Origin of the sequence: Rudaea cellulosilytica DSM 22992, from assembly GCF_000378125.1 — a bacterium.
Taxonomy (GTDB): Bacteria; Pseudomonadota; Gammaproteobacteria; order Xanthomonadales; family Rhodanobacteraceae; genus Rudaea; species Rudaea cellulosilytica.
This window is the reverse complement of sequence record NZ_KB899242.1, coordinates 162,649-182,368: the sequence shown is the minus strand read 5'-3', so window position 1 is coordinate 182,368 and position 19,720 is coordinate 162,649. Positions and strand designations below refer to the sequence as shown.

Below are 19,720 nucleotides of genomic sequence, written 5' to 3'. Positions count from 1 at the left end.
CGATGCAGCCCGACGCTCGCTTCATCTTCGCTTGAACCTCGCCGCCTTGCCGCCATCTCGTATAGGCAACCCCTCGACAACCACGGAGCCATGCCCATGACTACGCAACTCGAAAAAGTCGTCTACACCGCCCACGCCACCGCCACCGGCGGACGCGATGGCCGCGGCCGTTCGTCCGACGGACGCATCGATGTCGTGCTCAAGCCACCGAAGGAGATGGGCGGCACAGGCGAGGGCGTCAACCCGGAGCAGTTGTTTGCGGTCGGCTATGCCGCGTGCTTCATCGGCGCAGTCAAGTTCGTCGCCGGTCAGGAAAAGGTGCAGGTGCCGGCCGACACGACGATCGAAAGCGCGGTCAGCATCGGCCCGATCCCGAAGGGCTTCGGCATTGCGGTCGAATTGAAGATTTCCATGCCGGGCGTCGATCGCGCGGTCGCGCAGAAGCTGGTCGAACGCGCGCACAACGAGGTTTGCCCGTACTCGAATGCGACGCGTGGCAACGTCGACGTCAAGATCACGATTGCCTGATCCCAGGCGGGCTGCGTCAGGTGACGCGGCCCGTTTCCCGCCAATCAAATCGAGAGGCGTGGCATGCAATACGAATACGATTACCTGATCGTCGGCGCGGGCATGACCGCGGACGCCGCGGCCAAGGCGATACGCGAGTCCGATGCGCCGGCGCGCATCGGCATCGTCGGCATCGAGACACACGCGCCGTACGAGCGGCCGCCATTGTCCAAGGCGTTGTGGAAGGACGATAAACCGGTCGAATCGATCGACCTCGGTACCGCGAGAGCCGGCGCCGTTCTGCATCTCGGCAAACACATCGCCGCAGTCGGCCGTGTGGCGCATATCGCGACCGACGATCGTGGCGACACATATCGCTATCGAAAACTGCTGCTCGCGACAGGTGCGTCTCCACGCAAGCTATCGTTCGGCAGCGAACGCGTGATCGCGTTCCGCACGCTCGACGACTATCGCGCGCTGCGTCGCTATGCGCTGCCGAATGCGCGGATCGCCGTGGTCGGTGCGGGCTTTATCGGCAGCGAGATCGCCGCATCGCTCGCCGGCAAGGGCTGCAAGGTGACGATGCTGTTTCCGGGTGACGGCATCGGTGCGGGGCGTTATCCGCGCAGCCTGTCAAATTTTCTCGATGGTTATTATCGCGAACGTGGCGTGATCTTGCGCGCGGGCGTGCGCGTGGTCGACGGGCGCGATCTCGGCGATGGCGTCGAGCTGGCGCTGTCCGACGGTACGAGCGCGCGCTTCGATGCGGTCGTCGCCGGTCTCGGCGTCACACCCAATACCGAGCTTGCTTCGGCAGCGGGTCTCGCGGTCGATAACGGTATCATCGTCGATGCGCAACTGCGCACGAACGATGTCGACATCTTTGCCGCTGGCGATGTCGCGAATTTCCCGTGTGCGCCGCTAGGCACGCGCATGCGCGTCGAGCACGAGAACGCGGCGATCGGAATGGGCCACCACGCGGGCCGCAACATGGCCGGCGCCACAGACGCGTACACGACGCTGCCGTTCTTCTACTCCGACCTGTTCGATCTCGGTTACGAGGCGGTCGGCCTGCTCGATGATCGTCTCGATGTCGTCGAGCAGTGGGTGCAGCCATATCGCGAAGGCGTGGTCTATTACCTCGATGGCGGCCGCGTACGCGGCGTGTTGCTGTGGAACGTCTGGGGCCAGGTCGAGCCGGCGCGCGACCTGATTGCCGCGCCGGGGCCGTTCGATGTCGAGAGTGTGCGCGGAAGACTGCCGCGGTCGGTTTGAGCCGCGGCAGCCATCATCGTCGGCCTATTTCTTGTCGCCCGTCTTGTTGCGCGGATCGTCGGCCGGATTCACGTAGGTCATATCGAACGGGCCGGTGGCCGAGATTTGCAGGATCGCACCGGTCTTGGTCGTCGCGAAGTGATTGTGCTTGGCGGGCGCAACGACCAGCGAACCGGCGCTCAGCGGATGTAGCAGCTTCGCATCGAACTTGTCGCCGAGACCGAACGCTGCCGAGCCGCTCACGACGCTGACGATTTCATCGTTCGAATGCCAATGCGCCGGGACGACGTAACCGGCCGGCATTTTCAGCCGGATGACGAAGAGCCCCGGTTTGCCCGGGTCACCGTACAGCACGGCCGCCTTCGCTCCGGGCGGCAGCGCCGGCGGTGCATCGCCCCACTTGATGTCGGCTGGGTTGAACATGACATGGGCCGGCTCGTCCGCAGCAGCGGTACGCGAGATCGCCGCGATCGACAGGCCCGATGCAACTGCAATCAACAATATTCGTTTCATGCGCCACCTCCTCACGTTGGAAGGAAGATGGAGAGGGTGCCCGGATCATACTCCCGTTTGCGCACGGCGGCCGTGCGCGATGGGATGGCTTCGGTACCGCCGCGGCGCGGCAGGTCGATCAGTTCAGCGGGCTGAAGAAACGGTCCGTGCGCGGCCGGTACCATCGGTCTGCATCGAGCGAATACGCGACCCGGTAGGCGCGGCCGACGATGGTCTCGCGCGGTACGAAGCCGAAGTAGCGCGAGTCCTCGCTGTTGTCCCGGCTGTCGCCCATCATGAAGTATTGGCCCGCTGGCACGGTGACCGGAGCGAACGAGCGCATCGCGTTGCGCCGCGGTAGCACCATGATGGCATGCGCGGCGTCGCCGAGCGTCTCGGTGAAATATTCGCGCTGTTCGCCGCGCGTGGCGATCGGCAACTGCGCGTCGGCGCTGCTCTGGGTCGAGGCGTAGTCGAGCGCCGCGCCGTTGATGTAGAGCCGTTCGCCGCGCAGCGTGATTGTGTCGCCCGGCAGGCCGACGACGCGTTTGACCAGGGTCGTGCCGTCCTTCGGCGAGGGGAAAATGACGATATCGCCGCGTTGCGGGTCGCCGCCATGGGTGAGGCGCACATTTGTGAATGGGACGCGCAAGCCATAGGCCGCCTTGTCGACGAGGATGCGGTCGCCCTCGACGATGGTCGGGTTCATCGAACCGGTTGGCACCTGCATCCAGTCCGCGACTGCCGAGCGGAACATCAGCATCAACCCGAGGAACAGGAGCAGCGACTTGTTCGCGACGACTTCGTCGAGCAGGCGGCGGAGCAGTTTCATGGGCGGTTTTCCGCGGAAGGTCGACCGACAGACTCGGCGCGGGCCGGATAGTTCCGCAATGCGGACACTGGCGCGTCTTCTTGCTTGGCGCGCGTATGGGAACCGGTGCGGTTCATCGCACCGTTGCGCTATTTTTTCCAACGGCGATCGGTCCACGCCATTGGCGCAGGACGGCGCGCACGAAGCCGATGTCGCCGGATTCGAAGGTAGCCACCCGTGGCAATCCGTTCCACGGCAGATTCGGATGCAGATGGTGCGCGCGGTGCAGGTTGAAATTGAGCAGCCAAGCGCCGAGCCAACGTGGCGCGCGCATGTTCAGCGCGTAGTCGCGCAGATCGAGCGGCGTGGCGTGGTGCGGCGCATGGTCGAACTGCGAAGCGAGAAAGCCGCGTAGCGCGAGAAAGGCGAGGAGCTGCGGCCAGTGCTCCGCATACAGCGCGAAAGCGATCGCGTAGAGCCCGAGCACGAGGAATGCGTCGACTCGCATTTCGCGCAGCGCGGCGTGATCGAGCAGTTCGCGTTCTGCGAAACGCGCCATGCCGGGTGTTCCGTCGGCGAAATCCGGGCAGAGTCTGCGCAAATGCGGGCGCAGCAAGCGCGGCGGCAACCAGCAGAGAAAATTCAGCGCAAGCTCGCCGGCATAGAGCCCGATGCCGATGCGCAGATAGTGCTGCATAAATGCCGCGCCGCGCGAGCAGGTCTCGGGATCGTAGATTTCCTCGCGCCCTTGCGGCGTGCGGTTGTAGCGATGATGGCGCAGGTGGGCGAAGCGCAGCGCGCGGAATGGCGCGCCGAAGCAGTCAGCGAGTACACGCCCGAGAACATGGTTCGCTCCGCGTTGCGGCAGCAGCATGCCGTGGATCGCTTCATGGATCAGCGCCCATTGGGTCGGGCCAGCCAGCGCAAGCACCGTAAGACACGCAGCCGCTAGGATCGGCGGCATTCCCGACAAGGGCACGACGATCAACGCCGCGAAGTGCATCGCGAGCAAAGCGCCCGCAAGCACGCGATTCGTCCGCTCGGGAATTGAAGCACTGGCAACCGTCACGTGATTTTTCTATCGCCGCTCGTCAGGCAAGTTTCGCCGACGATTGCTGCAAATTCATTGCGGGCGACGCTACCGAGACGGCGTCGGCGCGGCTTCGTCGACCGGCCACCATTCGCGCTTCGGCCAGCAGACGGATTTCTTCAGTGTGTGGCTGGCCCAGTCGTTGCCTTCGAGTGCGAACGGAATCGAGAAACGGATTCCGCAGTCGTCAGTGGCCGGGGGCTCGGGCACCTTGCGCACCGGACCGAGCTGGCCTTCGAAGCTGGCGATGCCGTCGGCGTCGATCTCGAAGGTCTGCAACACGAAATATCCAGCCGGCAGTTGATAGACGTCGGATGACGGCACCTTGTCGGGCGAGGTCAATGGCCGCAGACGTTTCAGCGCGGCGCGGACGCGCGGATCGGCGTTCGCCGGCAGCACGATCGTCGATACCGGCGCCGTACGTTCGACGAACTTGAGCGACATCGCCGCGATGTCGGCGAAATCAGATTCAGTCGCGACGAACTTCTGCACCGAACGCGGTGTCGTGGCCGAGCACGCGGTGAGCAGGCAAGCAGTGAGCACTGCGACAGTCAGCCGCATTCATGCGCCCTTCTGCGGATTGAAGAACGGAATCGCTGCGCCGGCGTAGACGTTCACAGGCAACTGCCCATTCCACTTTTCTGCTTTGGTGCGTTCGACTTCGATGCGGCGCAGTTCGAGCCCTTCCTTGTCCTTCGGCAGCGCCTCGTTCTGCATGCGCAAGGCTAGGATGGCCTGATCGCGAATCAGGTTTTCGATCATCCGGTGGCCAAGCGGGTCACGATAGCGCGACATGCGAATCTCCTTCTCCTGGGCCACGTTTGATGCGAATTGTAGCCTGCGGTATTCGACTTTGTTCGCGAAGCTCTGCGCGCTTTCGACACAGGCGAACTACAGAGTCGGCTGTTCGGCCACCTTCAGTGGCATCTACTTGCCGCCGCGAGGCTTCGGTGTGTCGAGCAGTTCGACGTAAGCCTGTTCGAGGTTCGCGCTCAAATTGCTCAGGATGTTGAAACGCCCCTGCAGCTGTTTCGCAATATCGGCTTTGGTGTCGATTTTGACTTTCTCTACATCGGCGAGCTGTTCCAGGGCGAGCCATTGCATCTGCATGAAAAGCCCCTGTAGCTCATAGCACTTCGAGATTTCGATCGTCCATGCGTAATCCGCATTGCGCAGCGCCTGTGAGGACTGTGCCGTTCGCCAAGCCGCTTCGGAAAGTAGGGCGAGCGGTACATCGAAACGGGCGCTCTGTCCTTTTGCAGACGATTCGTCTTTCGCCATTTCATTCAGGATGGCGAGATTGCGCGTCGTCGCTTCCCGGTTCTTACCCAGTTCCGTGCGATTGTTGCGCAGTTCGGCGAGTATCGCCGCGCGTGCCGTTTGCGCACGCTCGATATCCTGGTTGCGTTCATGCCAGGCGCTGGCGCCCAGGGCCAGAAGCAACGCCAGAACGACCGAAGCCGCCTCGATCAGAATTTCGGGCAGCTTCTCGCGCAAGCGCCGGCGCAAAGGCAAGCCCGGTTCGAGAGAATCAACAGGCATCTGGACTCCACGCAGCTTCTTGAATTGAAAAACCTACACTCAAACTGCTTCAAATATCCCCGCAGCGCCCATGCCCGTGCCGATGCACATCGTCACCATGCCGTATTTCTGCTTGCGCCGCTTGAGGCCGTGGAGCAGGGTGGCGACGCGGACCGCGCCGGTGGCGCCGAGCGGATGGCCGAGCGCAATCGCGCCGCCGAGCGGGTTGGTCTTGTCGGGGTTGAGGCCGAGGTCCTTCGTGACCGCAAGCGCTTGAGCGGCGAACGCTTCGTTGAGTTCGATCCAGTCGAGATCGTCCTGCTTGATACCGGCCTGCTTGAGCACTTTCGGGATCGCGGCCTTCGGGCCGATCCCCATCACTTCAGGGGGTACACCGGCGACGGAGAAACCGACGAACTTGGCCAGCGGCGTGAGCCCATAGTCCTTGATCGCCTGCTCGCTGGCGAGCAGCACGGCGCCGGCACCGTCGGACATCTGCGACGAGTTGCCCGCGGTCACGCTGCCATTGGCGCGGAACACAGTCTTGAGCTTGGCGAGCACGTCGACGGTCGTGCCGGCGCGCGGGCCTTCATCGAGCTTGATCGTGCGCGCATCGTCGATCGTGCCGCGCGTGGCGAGATTCGGATAATGGTCGGCGAGCAGGTACGGCACGATCTCGTCGTTGAATTCGCCCGCGGCCTGCGCGGCGAGCGCTTTGGCGTGGCTCGCGGCGGCGAACGTGTCCTGCTCCTCGCGCGTGACCTTCCACTGCTCGGCGACTTTCTCGGCGGTGATGCCCATGCCGTAGGCGATGCCGATGTGCTCATTGGAGAAAATGCCCGGATTGAACACGGGGTGATAGCCCATCATCGGCACCATGCTCATCGACTCGGTGCCGCCGGCGAGCATGAGGTCAGCCTCGCCAAGACGGATGCGGTCGGCGGCCATCGCCACCGCTTGCAGGCCGGACGAGCAGAAGCGGTTGACGGTGACCGCGGAGACGATGTTCGGCAACCCGGCGAGCAGCACGGCGATGCGCGCGACATTCATGCCTTGCTCGGCCTCGGGCATGGCGCAGCCGATGATCGCGTCGTCGATGCGTGATTTGTCGATCTGCGGGAATTTGCTCAGCGTCGCGTTGATCGCGAAGGCGAGCATGTCGTCCGGGCGCGTGTTGCGGAACACGCCGCGCGGGGCCTTGCCGACCGGAGTGCGTTGCGCGGCGACGATGTAGGCGTCCTGGATTTGCTTGCTCATCGGGTTCTCCAAGGAAGAGCGAAAGAATTTTTTGACGCGGATAAACACGGATTTACGCGGATAAGAGCGGATCAAGCAGATCGAAAATTCGATTGGGGATTTTGCTCTATCCGCGTTTATCGCTCTTTAGATCCGCTTTGATCCGCGTTCAAATGCTTTTCAATTTCTCAAAGGTTTGCCGGTCTTGAGCGTGTGCACGATGCGCTCCTGCGTTTTCGGCGTCTGCGCGAGCGCGACGAAGTGTTTGCGCTCGAGGTCGAGCAGCCATTGTTCGTCGACCTGCGAGCCGCGCTCGATCTGGCCGCCGCACAAGGTATCCGCGATGCGGCTGGCGACATCGAAGTCGTGCTCGGAGATAAAGCGGCCTTCGAGCATGTTGACCAGCGAGGCCTTGAACGTTGCGCTGCCGACATCGCCGGCGGCGGTGATCTGACGATCGTAGAGCGGCGGGCGCCAACCCGACTCGTACAGCGCGCACGCTTCGTTCTTGGCGACATAGAGCAGTTCGTCGGCATGGAAGACGACGACGTCGCTCGGGCGCAGCAGGCCGAGTTCCTTCGCTTCGAGCGCGCTGGTCGAGACCTTGGCCATCGCCACGGTCTGGAACGCGTTCTTCAACTGCGTGAACACGTCGCCCTCGATCGCGCGCGCGGACGCACGCAGCGCGAGTTCCTTGAGGCCACCGCCGGCCGGCAGCAGGCCGACGCCGGCTTCGACGAGTCCGATGTAGCTTTCCAGCGCGGCCACGGTGCGCGCGCAGTGCATCTGGAATTCGCAGCCGCCGCCGAGCGCGAGCCCGCGGATCGCCGCGACCACGGGCACGAGCGAATGCCTGATGCGCATGCTTGTCTGCTGGAAGCGGTTGACGAACGCCTCGAACTCGGCGACCTGGCCCGACTGCAGCAGCGCGACCGCACCGGCGAGATCGGCGCCGGCGCTGAACGGCTCGGAATCCTGCCAGATCACGAGGCCCTTGAAGTTCTTCTCGGCTTCGTCGATCGCGCGGTTGACCGCGTCGACCACGCCGGCGCCGAGCGTGTGCATCTTGGTCTTGAACGAAAGGACGGCGATGCCGTCGTCGCCGAGGGTCCACAGGCGCGCATCGTCGGTTTCGAACACGGTCGTGCCGCGATCGACCTGGGTGCCGATCGTCGTCTGCGGGAACAGTTGACGCGCGTAGACCGGTTCGGTCGAACGCGGCAGGTACTTGTCCTGCACGGCGCTGTAGGAGCTGCCGTCGGGCTGATGCACGCCTTTGCGTTGGGGATCGAGCACCCAAGCCGGCAGCGGTGCGCTGCTCATCGTCTTGCCGGCGGCGATGTCCTCGGCGATCCACTGCGCGACCTGCGTCCAGCCAGCGGCCTGCCAGGTCTCGAACGGACCGAGCTGCCAGCCGTAGCCCCAGCGCATGGCGAAGTCGATGTCGCGCGCCGTGTCGGCGATCTCGGCGAGGTGATAGGCGGAGTAGTGGAACAGATCGCGATGCGTAGCCCAGAGGAACTGCGCCTGTGGGTCGCTCGATGCACGCAGCTTGGCGAATTTCTCGGCCGGATTCTTGAGTTTGAGGATCGCCGCGACTTCGTCGCTGACCTTGCCGGTCTGCGCCACGTAGTCGGCCTTGGCCGGATCGAGCACGAGAATATCCTTGCCGACTTTGCGGAAAAAACCCGCGCCGCTCTTCTGCCCGAGCGCGCCCTTGGCGACGAGGGCGGCGAGCACGGGCGGTGTCTTGAAGTAGTCGCGCCACGGATCGTTCGGCAGGGTGCCGTCCATCGTGCCGATGACGTGGCCCATCGTGTCGAGGCCGACCACGTCGGCGGTGCGGTAGGTGGCGCTCTTCGGATGGCCGATCGCGGGGCCGGTCAGCGCATCGACCACGTCGTAGCCGAGCTTGAACTGGTCGGTATGGTGGATCGTCGACAGGATCGAGAACACGCCGATGCGATTGCCGATGAAGTTCGGCGTGTCCTTGGCGTAAACGACGCCTTTGCCCAGCGTGGTGGTCAGAAACGTTTCTAATCCGCTTAGCACCTCGGGCGTGGTCTTGGCGGAAGGAATCAGTTCCGCCAGATGCATGTAGCGTGGCGGATTGAAGAAGTGCACGCCGCAGAAACGTTCATGCAGGTGTTCACTAAGAACATCCGCTAAGCTATTGATACTCAAACCGGAAGTATTGCTGGCAAGCACCGTATTCTCGCCGACGTACGGCACGATTTTCGCGTAGAGATCGCGCTTCCAGTCGAGCTTTTCGGCGATCGCCTCGATGATCAAGTCGCAGCCGCGCAGCAGTTCGAGATCACTGCCGTAGTTGGCGGGCACGATCGCGCCGGCGCGTGACTTGTCCGCGAGCGGCGAGGGCGAAAGCTTCTTCAGGTTCTCGATCGCCTTGAGCACGATGCCGTTCCGGCTCTGATCAGAGTCGTTGCCGTCCTTGGCAGGCAGATCGAATAGCACGGTGTCGACACTGGCGTTGGTCAGGTGCGCGGCGATCTGCGCGCCCATGACGCCTGCGCCGAGCACGGCCACTTTGCGGATGCGGAGGGGAGGAAAACTCATGCGTGCCTCGTGATTGGGAAGGTGGATTTTTTTGCCGTGGCTCGACGCGGACGAAGGCGGGTCAAGCTAAAGAAAATTTTTCGTGCTTTCGCTCTATCCGCGGAAGTCCGCGCCGTGGATCGCTTTCATTTCGCGCGCAGGCCGGCGGAGGCAAAGTGAATCAGATGATCGGCGGTCAGTTCGCGATGCTGCTCGGCGCTCGCACCACGACGCTTGATCGCGCCGAAGTCGGCCATGGCGAAGGTCAGCGCGCCGGTGATGATGTCCATGCGCCAGTACAGTTCCTGCTTGTCCAGATGCGGCAGCAGGGTGCCGAGCGCCGTTGTAAAGTCGCGCAGCACATGGCCGTAGTTGTCGTGCAGGAAGGAGCGCAGACGTTCGTTCTGCTCCGCGTAGGTGCGAGCGAGGATGCGCACGAAGGCGGTGCTGCCCTTTTCGTTGGCCGACGCGGCGAGTGCGGGGCGGATCCAGGCGCCGAGCACGTCTTCGAGCTGCGCGGGCGACTTCGCCAGTGCGGCCTGCAGCGCCTGGGTGCGGTCGGCGTTGAGCTTGTCCAGGCGCAGGCGCAGCACCTCGTTGATCAGGTTTTCCTTTGAACCGAAGTGATAGTTGACCGCGGCGAGGTTGACCTGCGCGCTCGAGGTGACCTGGCGCAGCGAGGCGCCGGCGAAACCATGGCTGGCGAACAGGGCCTCGGCGGCGTCGAGGATGCGTTGCTTGGTGGAGAAGAGTTCCGGATTCATCGCTCGCAACCTCCCGAATGCTGCTTTCGCCGATGCGAGGTCGTGATTGCCGACATCGCTTGTCAAACGTTTGTTTGAATTCTAGGGGCTGGCCGGACGAGGGTCAAATCAGCAGCATGGCGACGGGAAGTGCGAGCGATTTGGCACTCGCGGAAAAGTGTGCAAGATGTCGTCAAGGTACTTAAAATTCCGCGCGCAATCCTATAGAATCTGAAAGGCTTTTTCGGTAGCAGCCTCAGGCTTGCCGTATGCCCGGTTCGACGGTGGGGATGACCGTGGACCGCACCACCCGCCCCAAATCCACAACATCGGAGTCAACAGCAATGGCGCTGGAGCGCACCCTTTCCATCATCAAGCCCGACGCGGTCGCCAAGAACGTCATCGGCGAAATCTATTCCCGCTTCGAAAAGGCCGGCCTCAAGATCGTCGCTGCCAAGTACAAGCAACTCTCGCGTGCCGAGGCCGAAGGCTTCTACGCGGTGCACAAGGAGCGCCCGTTCTTCAAGGCGCTGGTCGAATTCATGATCTCGGGTCCGGTGATGATCCAGGCGTTGGAAGGCGAGGGCGCGATTCTCAAGAACCGCGACCTCATGGGCGCCACCGATCCGAAGAAGGCCGCGCGCGGCACGATCCGCGCGGACTTCGCGCAGTCGATCGATGCGAACGCGGTGCATGGTTCCGATGCGCCGGAAACAGCGGCGCAGGAAATCGCCTATTTCTTCGCCGGCACGGAGATCGCGACGAGGTAATTGCGTTCGTCCCTGAACGCAAAAGTCAAAAAGCGGCCATCCATAGCCGCACTCTTCAACAAAAGCGTTCTTCTAACCGACTAGCCGTGGAATCCAACAAAGCCAACCTGTTCGACTACGACCGCCAGGGCCTGCGCGACCTGTTCGCGCAACTTGGCGAGAAGCCGTATCGCGCCGAGCAGGTGATGAAGTGGATCTACCATCGCCACGCGACCTCGTTCGAGCAGATGACCGATGTCGGCAAGGCGCTGCGTGACAAGCTCGAGATGGCGTGCGAAATCGCGCCGCCGAAAGTGTTGTTCGAGAAGCAGGCCGCCGATGCGACTTACAAATGGCTGCTCGGCATGGACGGCGGCAACGCAATCGAAGCGGTGTTCATTCCCGAAGCGACGCGCGGCACGCTGTGCGTGTCCTCGCAGGTCGGCTGCGGTCTGAACTGCCAGTTCTGCTCGACCGCGACACAGGGTTTCAACCGCAACCTCGCCACGAGCGAAATCATCGGCCAGGTGTGGACTGCGGCGAAGCATCTCGGCAACGTGCCGCATCAGCAGCGCAAGCTCACCAACGTCGTCATGATGGGCATGGGCGAGCCGCTGCTCAATTTCGACAACGTCGTGCGCGCGATGTCGATCATGCGCGACGACCTCGGCCTTGGTCTCGCCAACAAGCGCGTGACGCTGTCGACCGCCGGCCTCGTGCCGATGATCGACAAGCTCGGCGAAGTCGCCGACGTCTCTCTCGCCGTCTCGCTGCACGCGCCGAACGACGAGCTGCGTACCGAGCTCGTGCCGCTCAACAAGAAATACCCGATCGCCGAACTGCTCGCCGCCTGCCAGCGCTACGCCGCGCGCAAGCCGCGCACGACGATCACGTTCGAATACACGATGCTCAAGGGCGTCAATGACAAACCCGAGCACGCGCGCCAGCTGGTCAAACTGATGCGCAAGGTGCCGGGCAAGGTCAACCTGATTCCGTTCAACACGTTCACCGGTACGCGTTTCGAGCGTTCCGAGGAATCCACGATCCGCGATTTCCAGAAAATCCTGCTCGACAACGACGTACTGACGATGGTGCGCCGCACGCGTGGCGACGACATCGACGCGGCCTGCGGGCAGTTGAAAGGGCAGGTGCTCGACCGTACTCGACGCAGCGCCGAATTCCAGCGCCGTATCGAAGCCGGAGTACTGCATGCAGCTTGACCGCTCGCTGGTGCGGCTTTCGCTGCCCGCGCTGGCGGTGGTTACGGTGTGCCTCCTTTCGGCATGCAGTCATGGGGACAGCATCCGTCCGGTCACGGTCGAGAGTCAGAAATCGAGCCTGAGATCGCAGGAAACGCCCGCCGACCGGGCGCGGCCTTTTCTTCAGCTCGGGCAGAAATACATGGAGCTGGGCAAGCTCGAACTGGCCAAGGACAATCTGCTCAAGGCGCTGAACTACGATCCGAAGAGCGTGGATGCGCACACCTTGCTTGCCACGCTCTACGACCGCGTCGGTGATTCCGGCCAGGCCTTGCAACACTACCGCGATGCCGCGTTGCTCGCGCCGAAGGCCGGCGCCGAGAACAACAACTACGGCATGTACCTGTGCAAGCTCGGCCAGTATGCCGAGGCGCGCAAGTATTTCGGTGCTGCTTTCGCGGACGGTTTCTATGCCGCCAAGGCTTCGGCATATACGAATGCCGGCACCTGTGAATTGCTCGGCAAGGGTTCGCTCGATCAGGCCGAGGCGGACTTCCGCAACGCGCTCGCATTCGAGCCGAACAATGCTCAGGCACTGTTTCAGCTTGCCAGCGTGCTGTACCGGAAGAACGATTTCTTCAAGGCGCGCGCCTTCGTGCAACGCTACGATGCGCTGGGTCAGCCCAACCCGGACGCGCTGCTGCTGGCGCGCAACATCGAAGTCAAATTGGGCCATGCCGATGCCGCGCGAGATTATGCGCAGCGTTTGCGCGACCAGTTCCCAGATTCGGAACAGGCACGCACCCTACAATCCCCGCCGTCGTCGTAACTGTCATGAACCAGAGCGAAAATTCATCACCAACCGCGCCCAAGGCCGATCCGCACCGCGATCCGGCCGATGCGAAGCCGGTGACCGGAAACCAGGGGACTGAGCAGATGGCTTTTTTCGAAACGGCGCACGCGCCTGGCGTGGTTCCCGTGGAAGCATCCGCGGCATTGGAAGATGCGGCGACTGAAGCCGCGACAGCGGCGCAGGCACAGGATCAAGCACTGCCCGACGAAGTCACGCTGTTTCCCGAATCCTTCGCCCAGCGCCTCGCCGCCGCGCGTGATGCGCACGGTTGGAACAGCGCCGCGGTAGCCACCAAGCTGCGCCTGCCGCTGCATATCGTCCAATGGATCGAGACCGAACAATACGACCGCATCGGTCAAGGGGTGTATTTGCGCGGCTATTTGATGAACTACGCACGCCTCGTCGGCGTGCCGGTCATCGCAGTGGAAGAATTCCTGCGCGCCAAGGCGCCTCCGCCACCCGAGCTCGTCGCGACCGGCCAGATCTCGCACTCGCGCTACCTGGTCGAGCGGTATTCCGGTTCGGCGCTCTATCTCGTTCTCACTGGTGTGATTTTCATACCGCTGGTGATGTTCGCGATGAACATGGGCGGAAATGTCGGCTCGAAGCTGACTCCGCTCGACTCGCCCGTGCCCGCAGTAGCATCGAGCGAAGGCGATGTCGCCACGCCACCGGTGCAATCCGCGGCAACGCCGTCTGCCACAGACAAGCAAGCTGCGACTGCGGCAGCCCCTTCAGCACCGAACCACGATTCGCCGCTGATGGCCTCGTTCACTATGGTCCCGAATGCGCCGCCTGCCGACTCGGCGAAACCGGCGACGACCGCCACCGGTGTTGGCCAGTTGCGTCTCAGTCTGAGCGAGGCGAGCTGGGTCGAAATCGTCGACGTCGAAGGCCGACGCCTGGAATATTCGACCCTGCCCGCAGGCACGGTGAAGGAATACGCTGCGGACAAATCGCTGACGATCCTGCTCGGCAACACCGGCGGCGCCAAGGTCGAGATCGACGGCCAAGCGCAGGACATCGCGCCGTACAATCGCGGCAACGTCGCGCGCTTCAAGCTCGCCGCCGGCAGCAAGTCGATTGCCGCAGCGACAGCGGAAGCGCACAACGGCTGATTCGGTCTGGCAAACCGCCCCCTGAACGGGGCGGCGCGCGGCGGCGCATCGACCGGTCGTTCCTGCTACCCTACGCGCTCTCGCGTGCCCCGGTCCGATGCGGCCGGTGCGGCGCATACGGCAACTTTTCGCAAAGGTAATCCGCAGCATGGCATTTGATGTCTTGGACGAACACGAGCAAGGTGAACTCGTCCGCAAATGGGTACGTGAGAATTGGCTGTCGATCGTGATCGGCATTGGCCTCGGTCTGGTTCTGTTGTTCGGCTGGCAACAATGGCGCACGCATCGCGCCAGCCGCGACATGGACGCGGCCGTGCAGTACGACACGCTCGGCGCCGACATGACGAAAAAAGATTACGACGCGGCCAAGGCGATCGCGGCCAAGCTCAAGTCCGACTACGCCGACACTCCGTATGCCGTGTTTGCGGCGATGCGCGAAGCCGAGATCGCAACGCAGAAGGGCGACGCCGATGGCGCTTGGACCTCGCTCGATTGGGCTTGGCAGCATGCGAGTATCGATGCGCTCAAGACGGCAGTCGGCGTCAATCTCGTGCGCGTGCAGCTCGCTCGCGGCAAGGCACAGGAATCGCTCGATTTCCTCGACAAGCTGCCGAAGAACGGTTTCGACGCGGCTGCAGCCGAATTGCGCGGCGATGCGCTCGTTGCGCTCGGTCGCAAGGACGACGCGCGCGGTGCCTACGCCGACGCGCTGGCCAAGCTCGAGCCCGGTGCACCGAACCGCGGTTTCATCGAAATGAAGCTGTCTGACCTCGGTGCCGCCGCCACTGCGGCCGCGCCCGCACCCGCCAAGGCCGACGCGGAGAAGAAGAACTCATGAGTGCGATCCTCACCGCATCGCGCCTGCGCGGCGCAAGTCTCGTCCTGCTCGCCACGGCCATGGCCGGTTGCGGCACGATCAAGGGCTGGTTCAACGACACGAAAAAAGAAAACATCGAGCCGCCGACGCCGTTGGCCGAGAACTTCACGCCGAGCATCTCGGTGCAGAAAGTCTGGGGCGAACGCGTAGGCAAGGGTGCGGAAAAGACCGGTGCCAGCGCGCGCCCCGCTTACGCCGACGGTAAGCTGTTTGCGGCGAGCACGACCGGCGCGGTCGAGGCCTACGATGCGGCAACCGGCAAGACGCTTTGGAGCAAACATCTCGGCGGTCGCCGCGGCTTCCTCATCCACCGCGGGCCGAATTCGGTACGCTGGGGTGGCGGTCCGAGCGTGGACGGCGATCTCGTCGTCGTCGGCACACTCGAAGGCACGGTGCAGGCATTCAATGCCGGCGACGGCGCGGAGCGCTGGAACACCCAGTTGACTTCCGAGGTGATCTCGGCGCCTGCAATCGGTGGCGGCATGGTCTACGTGCGCACCAACGACGGCCATATCGTCGGTCTCGATCGTGGCGATGGCACGCGCAAATGGGTTTATGACCGCGCCACCGTGCCGCTGCTGAGCCTGCGCGGCAACAGTGCGCCGGTGTTCGCCGACGGCGTCGTCTATGCGGGCGAAGACAACGGCAAGGTCATCGCGCTGCGTGCCAGCGACGGCGTGGTGCTCTGGGAGCAGGTGCTGTCGCCCGGCGAGGGGCGTACGGAAATCGACCGCCTGCAGGATGTCGACGGCGAGATCGCCGTCGCCGACAACGTCGTGTATGCGGTCGGCTACAAGGGCCAGACCCAGGCACTGTCCGCGCAGACCGGGCGCCCGGTATGGACGCACGAGCTTGGCGCCTATGCCGGCTTGGCCCTGTCGGCGAGCCAGGTATACCTGACCGATGCCGACGCCAACGTCTATGCGCTCGACCTGCGCAGTGGCAGCTCGCAGTGGAAGCAGGATGCGCTCAAGTACCGGTGGCTCGGCGAGCCGGCAGTGCAGGGCGATGCAGTCGTCGTCGGCGACCTCGAAGGCTGGGTGCATTGGCTGTCGATCAATGACGGCAAGCTGCTCGCGCGCGAGCGCATCTCGAAAGCGCCGATCAAATCCGCGCCGGTCGTCGTCGGTGACATGGTCTACGTCGAGACGATCTACGGCGACATCGCCGCCTACCGCGTCGGCGGTAGCAGCAAGTAGCGCGTGGCAGAACCGCCCGCTTTAGCCTCCCCTCCTAAGGAGGAGGCTGGAGGGGGGGTGTTCGATGCGCGCGGATGAGGGGAATCAAACCATCCCCAACCAACCCTCCCCTTGAGGGGGAGGGCTCATAGCGTCGCCGCAGTCGTCGGCGCCGCACAATTCAGCGATACTCTGCGTATGCTTCCCGTCGTCGCGCTCGTCGGCCGGCCCAATGTCGGCAAATCCACGCTGTTCAACGTGCTCACGCGCACGCGTGACGCCCTCGTGCACGATCTGCCCGGGCTGACCCGCGACCGCCACTACGGCATCTGCCGTCTCGGCGAGCGTGAGTTCGTCGTCGTCGATACTGGCGGCCTGTCGGGTGAGAAAGAGGGCATTGACGCGCTGACCGCGCACCAGGCCGAACTCGCGATCGACGAGGCCGACATCGTCGCCCTCGTCGTCGATGCGCGTGACGGCGTGTTGCCGCAGGACCGCAATATCCTCGGGCGTCTGCGCAAGCACGACAAGCCGCTGCTGCTGATCGTCAACAAGATTGACGGTGTCGACGAAGGCAACGCGCGCAGCGAATTCGCCTCATTCGGCTTCGCCGAACCCGTGTTGACCTCGTCCGCACACAGCCGTGGCCTCAGCGAACTGCTGGAGGCGGTAGGAGCGCACCTGCCAGCGGTCGATGCGAACGCGCTGGAGGCGGCCGACCCGACCGACGAAGGTATCCGCGTCGCCATCGTCGGCCGGCCGAATGTCGGCAAGTCCACGCTGGTCAACCGCCTGCTCGGCGAGGACCGCGTCGTCGTCTCCGACATCGCCGGCACCACGCGCGACTCGATCCGCGTACCGCTCGAGCGCGACGGAAAAAAATATACTTTGATCGACACCGCAGGCGTGCGCCGCCGCGCGCGTGTCGAAGAGGCGGTCGAGAAGTTCTCGGTCATCAAGACGCTGCAGTCGATCGCCGCCGCCAACGTCGTCGTGCTCATGCTCGATGCGAAGGAGGGCGTGTCCGAACAGGACGCGACCCTGATCGGCCACGTACTCGACGAAGGCCGTGCGCTCGTCGTTGCCGCGAACAAATGGGACGGGCTCTCGACTTACGAGCGCGAGCAGTGCCGCAACTCGCTCGAACGCCGACTCGACTTCGTACCGTTCGTCAAACCGGTCTTCATCTCCGGGTTGCACGGATCGGGGCTCGCCGAACTGATGAGGGCGATCGTGCGCGCGCACAAGTCGGCGACGCGCGAGTTCGGCTCATCTGAGTTGACCAAGGCGCTGGAGCAGGCCTACGAAGGCTACCAGCCGCCGCTCGTGCGCGGCCACGCACCGAAGCTGCGCTTCGCCCATCCGGGCGGGACCAATCCACCGACGATCGTCATCCATGGCAGCCGCACGCGCCACATCGCCGAGGGCTACCAGCGCTATCTCGAAAATTTCTTCCGCAAGCGCTTCAAGCTCGAAGGCACGCCGATTCGCATCGCGTTCAAGGAAACGGTCAACCCGTTCGCCGGCCGCAAGAATGTGCTGACCGAGGGCCAGTTGCGCAAGCGCCAGCGCATGATTCGCAACGCGAAGAAGCGTTAATCCGGACGCTTCGCGCCGGACTAACTCGCGCCGTTCGAGTCGATCCTGCGGGTCGCTCAATGCCGCGGAATGAGAGGTGATTGAGATGCCGCACGCTCGGCCGGATATTGCAGTGGCGATTCTCGCCGGTGGCGAAGGACGCCGAGTCGGCGGCAATGATAAAGGACTGCTGCCGCTCGCCGGCAAGTCGCTGATCGAACGCGTCGTTGGCGTCCTGAAAGCGCAGGTTGGTTCCATCCTGATTTGCGCCAACCGCCACGCCGACGAATACGCGCGCTTTGGCAAAGTTCTGGCCGATGCCGGGCAGGGATTCCACGGCCCGTTGGCAGGTATCGCGAATGCGCTCGCTCACAACGCCGCGGACTGGCTGCTGACCGTGCCGGTCGACGCGCCGAGCCCTCCGCGCGACCTCGCCGGGCGCCTGCATGCAGCGGCGACAGCCGAGCGCGCCGATGCGGCGGTCGCCCACGACGGGGTGCGCCGTCAACCCTTGTTCGCGCTGTATCGCAGCGGTCTGGCCCAAGCCGCTGCGCAGGCGCTCGAAGACGACTTGCCGGTGTATCGCTGGCAGGACGGAATCGGTACGCTCGAGGTGGATTTCTCCGATCAAGCGCAGTGCTTCGCGAATCTCAATACACTGGAGGAATTCCGCGAGTGGGAAACAAGGCATGCACGCTGACGCACCGGCATTTGCAACCGGCCTGAGTCTGGCCGATGCGCGCGCGCGCATCACCTCAATCGCCGCTGACCATATCGTCGGCAACGAATCGATTGCACTCGAATCGGCGCTGGGTCGCGTGCTGGCCGACGACGTTGTCGCGCCATTCGACGTGCCGGGCTTCGCCAACTCGGCGATGGATGGCTACGCACTGCGCGGCGCGGATCTTGTCGCGGATGCGGAAACCCCGCTGCGCTTGATCGGCACGATCCTCGCCGGCGGCACCGAGATTCCGCGGGTTGAGCCGAATACCTGCGTGCGCATCACCACGGGCGCGCCGTTGCCCGAAGGCGCGGATACGGTCGTAATGAAGGAAGATTCGCGCATCGATGGCGACGTGATCGTGATCGCGGCGGCAACTCGACCCGGCGCGAACATGCGCCCGGCCGGCGAGGATTATCGCAGCGGTGATCTTGCGCTGAACGCGGGTACGGAGCTGACGCCGGCGCAACTCGGCGTGCTTGCTTCGTTTGGCCACAGCCGTGTCGCGGTGGTGCGCAGGCCGCGCGCGGTACTGCTGACCACGGGCGATGAACTCGTCGCGCCGGGCCGCGTGTTGGGCTACGGACAGATCCACGACTCCAACCGCTACAGCCTGGGCGCGCTGCTCGAACAGCATGGCGTCGAACTCGCGCGCCACGAACGCCTGCGCGACGATCCGTCTGCGCTGCGCGAAGCACTGGCTCGCGCGGCCGATGACGCCGATATCGTGGTTTCGAGCGGCGGCGTTTCCGCCGGCGAGGCTGATTACCTGCCGCGGCTGCTCGCGGAGGTCGGGCGCGTGCATCTGTGGAAGGTGCGGATCAAGCCGGGCATGCCGTTCCTGTTCGGCGGCATCGGGCGGACGCTGGTGTTCTCGCTGCCGGGCAACCCGGTATCGGGAGTCGCGACGTTTCTTGCCCTCGTCCGTCCGGCGCTGGATGTAATGACGCGTCGCCGAACACATAGCATGACGCTGCGCGCGCGCCTCGCCAAACCGGTGCGCAAGGCACACACTCGCGTCGAATTCCTGCGCGCCGTGCTGATCTGCGACGAGTCCGGATCGCTGCATGCGACGCCTTTGCAGAAACAAGGCTCGGGGCAACTGCGCGGAGTTGCCGAAGCCGATGCCTTGATCATGCTGCCGGAGACCGCGCAGGAATACGCTGTCGGAACCGTGGTCGAAGTACTGGCTTTGCCCGGTTGGGCTTGAACCGCA

20 protein-coding genes are annotated in these 19,720 nt (G+C 63.8%); 11 read left to right on the top strand and 9 right to left on the bottom strand.

Going from position 1 to position 19,720, the window contains the following annotated elements; translation table 11 throughout:
• The first annotated feature begins 96 nt into the window (after positions 1-96).
• Positions 97-528: an organic hydroperoxide resistance protein gene (locus tag F455_RS0110670; RefSeq protein ID WP_018973275.1), complete on the top strand. Its 432-nt coding sequence runs from the start codon at positions 97-99 to the stop codon at positions 526-528.
• Between the two features lie 63 nt (positions 529-591).
• Positions 592-1,782, top strand: coding sequence for an NAD(P)/FAD-dependent oxidoreductase (locus F455_RS0110665; RefSeq protein ID WP_018973274.1), 1,191 nt, complete (start codon positions 592-594; stop codon positions 1,780-1,782).
• 24 nt (positions 1,783-1,806) lie between these two features.
• Here the strand turns inward: F455_RS0110665 and F455_RS0110660 are convergent, their stop codons facing one another.
• The 9 genes from F455_RS0110660 to F455_RS0110620 all read right to left on the bottom strand — a co-directional run bounded on the left by F455_RS0110660 (position 1,807) and on the right by F455_RS0110620 (position 10,252).
• Positions 1,807-2,295 carry a cupin domain-containing protein gene (locus F455_RS0110660; RefSeq protein ID WP_026293279.1) on the bottom strand — a complete coding sequence of 163 codons (489 nt, stop codon included), beginning with the start codon at positions 2,293-2,295 and terminating at the stop codon, positions 1,807-1,809.
• Positions 2,296-2,413: 118 nt separating this feature from the next.
• On the bottom strand, positions 2,414-3,106 hold the full coding sequence (lepB, locus tag F455_RS0110655; RefSeq protein ID WP_018973272.1) for a signal peptidase I: 693 nt from the start codon (positions 3,104-3,106) through the stop codon (positions 2,414-2,416).
• Between the two features lie 112 nt (positions 3,107-3,218).
• Complete coding sequence (locus F455_RS0110650; RefSeq protein ID WP_018973271.1) at positions 3,219-4,112, bottom strand: fatty acid desaturase family protein; 894 nt, start codon at positions 4,110-4,112, stop codon at positions 3,219-3,221.
• 111 nt (positions 4,113-4,223) lie between these two features.
• The gene (locus F455_RS0110645) at positions 4,224-4,736 is read right to left on the bottom strand and encodes a hypothetical protein (RefSeq protein WP_018973270.1); all 513 of its coding nucleotides are present in this window, start codon (positions 4,734-4,736) and stop codon (positions 4,224-4,226) included.
• On the bottom strand, positions 4,737-4,970 hold the full coding sequence (locus F455_RS0110640) for a hypothetical protein (protein ID WP_157578725.1): 234 nt from the start codon (positions 4,968-4,970) through the stop codon (positions 4,737-4,739).
• A gap of 132 nt (positions 4,971-5,102) precedes the next feature.
• Positions 5,103-5,672, bottom strand: a complete 570-nt coding sequence (locus F455_RS0110635; RefSeq protein WP_018973268.1) for a hypothetical protein — start codon at positions 5,670-5,672, stop codon at positions 5,103-5,105.
• A gap of 84 nt (positions 5,673-5,756) precedes the next feature.
• Complete coding sequence (locus tag F455_RS0110630; protein WP_018973267.1) at positions 5,757-6,953, bottom strand: acetyl-CoA C-acyltransferase; 1,197 nt, start codon at positions 6,951-6,953, stop codon at positions 5,757-5,759.
• A 159-nt stretch (positions 6,954-7,112) separates the two neighbouring features.
• Entirely contained in the window at positions 7,113-9,509 is a 2,397-nt protein-coding gene (locus tag F455_RS0110625) for a 3-hydroxyacyl-CoA dehydrogenase/enoyl-CoA hydratase family protein (protein WP_018973266.1), read from the bottom strand.
• Between the two features lie 125 nt (positions 9,510-9,634).
• Positions 9,635-10,252: a TetR/AcrR family transcriptional regulator gene (locus tag F455_RS0110620; protein ID WP_018973265.1), complete on the bottom strand. Its 618-nt coding sequence runs from the start codon at positions 10,250-10,252 to the stop codon at positions 9,635-9,637.
• Positions 10,253-10,575: 323 nt separating this feature from the next.
• On the opposite strand from F455_RS0110620, the gene ndk reads away from it, so the two are divergent.
• The 9 genes from ndk to F455_RS0110575 all read left to right on the top strand — a co-directional run bounded on the left by ndk (position 10,576) and on the right by F455_RS0110575 (position 19,714).
• Complete coding sequence (ndk, locus tag F455_RS0110615; protein WP_018973264.1) at positions 10,576-11,001, top strand: nucleoside-diphosphate kinase; 426 nt, start codon at positions 10,576-10,578, stop codon at positions 10,999-11,001.
• Positions 11,002-11,039: 38 nt separating this feature from the next.
• On the top strand, positions 11,040-12,200 hold the full coding sequence (gene rlmN, locus F455_RS0110610; RefSeq protein ID WP_051084193.1) for a dual-specificity RNA methyltransferase RlmN: 1,161 nt from the start codon (positions 11,040-11,042) through the stop codon (positions 12,198-12,200).
• A complete protein-coding gene (gene pilW, locus F455_RS0110605; RefSeq protein WP_018973262.1) occupies positions 12,190-13,008 on the top strand; it encodes a type IV pilus biogenesis/stability protein PilW in 819 nt (272 codons plus the stop codon). Before rlmN ends, pilW begins: the two co-directional genes overlap by 11 nt.
• Positions 13,009-13,013: 5 nt before the next feature.
• Positions 13,014-14,150 carry a helix-turn-helix domain-containing protein gene (locus F455_RS20540; RefSeq protein ID WP_018973261.1) on the top strand — a complete coding sequence of 379 codons (1,137 nt, stop codon included), beginning with the start codon at positions 13,014-13,016 and terminating at the stop codon, positions 14,148-14,150.
• A gap of 148 nt (positions 14,151-14,298) precedes the next feature.
• The gene (locus F455_RS20535) at positions 14,299-14,988 is read left to right on the top strand and encodes a YfgM family protein (protein WP_018973260.1); all 690 of its coding nucleotides are present in this window, start codon (positions 14,299-14,301) and stop codon (positions 14,986-14,988) included.
• Entirely contained in the window at positions 14,985-16,226 is a 1,242-nt protein-coding gene (bamB, locus tag F455_RS0110590; protein ID WP_018973259.1) for an outer membrane protein assembly factor BamB, read from the top strand. The genes F455_RS20535 and bamB overlap by 4 nt, the downstream gene beginning before the upstream one ends.
• Positions 16,227-16,403: 177 nt before the next feature.
• Positions 16,404-17,804 (top strand): ribosome biogenesis GTPase Der, encoded by a 1,401-nt coding sequence (gene der / locus F455_RS0110585; protein WP_018973258.1) that lies wholly within the window; start codon positions 16,404-16,406, stop codon positions 17,802-17,804.
• Positions 17,805-17,916: 112 nt separating this feature from the next.
• On the top strand, positions 17,917-18,483 hold the full coding sequence (gene mobA / locus F455_RS0110580; RefSeq protein WP_018973257.1) for a molybdenum cofactor guanylyltransferase MobA: 567 nt from the start codon (positions 17,917-17,919) through the stop codon (positions 18,481-18,483).
• Positions 18,473-19,714, top strand: coding sequence for a molybdopterin molybdotransferase MoeA (locus F455_RS0110575; RefSeq protein WP_018973256.1), 1,242 nt, complete (start codon positions 18,473-18,475; stop codon positions 19,712-19,714). Before mobA ends, F455_RS0110575 begins: the two co-directional genes overlap by 11 nt.
• Positions 19,715-19,720: the final 6 nt, after the last annotated feature.

What these genes read in the sequence shown, in the direction of transcription:
- F455_RS20540 (WP_018973261.1), top strand. Translation starts at nt 13,014, where the DNA reads ATGAACCAGAGCGAAAATTCATCACCAACCGCGCCCAAGGCCGATCCG.
- F455_RS0110640 (WP_157578725.1), bottom strand. Translation starts at nt 4,970, where the DNA reads ATGTCGCGCTATCGTGACCCGCTTGGCCACCGGATGATCGAAAACCTG.
- bamB (WP_018973259.1), top strand. Translation starts at nt 14,985, where the DNA reads ATGAGTGCGATCCTCACCGCATCGCGCCTGCGCGGCGCAAGTCTCGTC.
- F455_RS0110660 (WP_026293279.1), bottom strand. Translation starts at nt 2,295, where the DNA reads ATGAAACGAATATTGTTGATTGCAGTTGCATCGGGCCTGTCGATCGCG.
- der (WP_018973258.1), top strand. Translation starts at nt 16,404, where the DNA reads ATGCTTCCCGTCGTCGCGCTCGTCGGCCGGCCCAATGTCGGCAAATCC.
- F455_RS0110625 (WP_018973266.1), bottom strand. Translation starts at nt 9,509, where the DNA reads ATGAGTTTTCCTCCCCTCCGCATCCGCAAAGTGGCCGTGCTCGGCGCA.
- pilW (WP_018973262.1), top strand. Translation starts at nt 12,190, where the DNA reads ATGCAGCTTGACCGCTCGCTGGTGCGGCTTTCGCTGCCCGCGCTGGCG.
- F455_RS0110630 (WP_018973267.1), bottom strand. Translation starts at nt 6,953, where the DNA reads ATGAGCAAGCAAATCCAGGACGCCTACATCGTCGCCGCGCAACGCACT.
- F455_RS0110670 (WP_018973275.1), top strand. Translation starts at nt 97, where the DNA reads ATGACTACGCAACTCGAAAAAGTCGTCTACACCGCCCACGCCACCGCC.
- F455_RS0110645 (WP_018973270.1), bottom strand. Translation starts at nt 4,736, where the DNA reads ATGCGGCTGACTGTCGCAGTGCTCACTGCTTGCCTGCTCACCGCGTGC.
- F455_RS0110620 (WP_018973265.1), bottom strand. Translation starts at nt 10,252, where the DNA reads ATGAATCCGGAACTCTTCTCCACCAAGCAACGCATCCTCGACGCCGCC.
- F455_RS0110665 (WP_018973274.1), top strand. Translation starts at nt 592, where the DNA reads ATGCAATACGAATACGATTACCTGATCGTCGGCGCGGGCATGACCGCG.
- lepB (WP_018973272.1), bottom strand. Translation starts at nt 3,106, where the DNA reads ATGAAACTGCTCCGCCGCCTGCTCGACGAAGTCGTCGCGAACAAGTCG.
- ndk (WP_018973264.1), top strand. Translation starts at nt 10,576, where the DNA reads ATGGCGCTGGAGCGCACCCTTTCCATCATCAAGCCCGACGCGGTCGCC.
- F455_RS20535 (WP_018973260.1), top strand. Translation starts at nt 14,299, where the DNA reads ATGGCATTTGATGTCTTGGACGAACACGAGCAAGGTGAACTCGTCCGC.
- F455_RS0110575 (WP_018973256.1), top strand. Translation starts at nt 18,473, where the DNA reads ATGCACGCTGACGCACCGGCATTTGCAACCGGCCTGAGTCTGGCCGAT.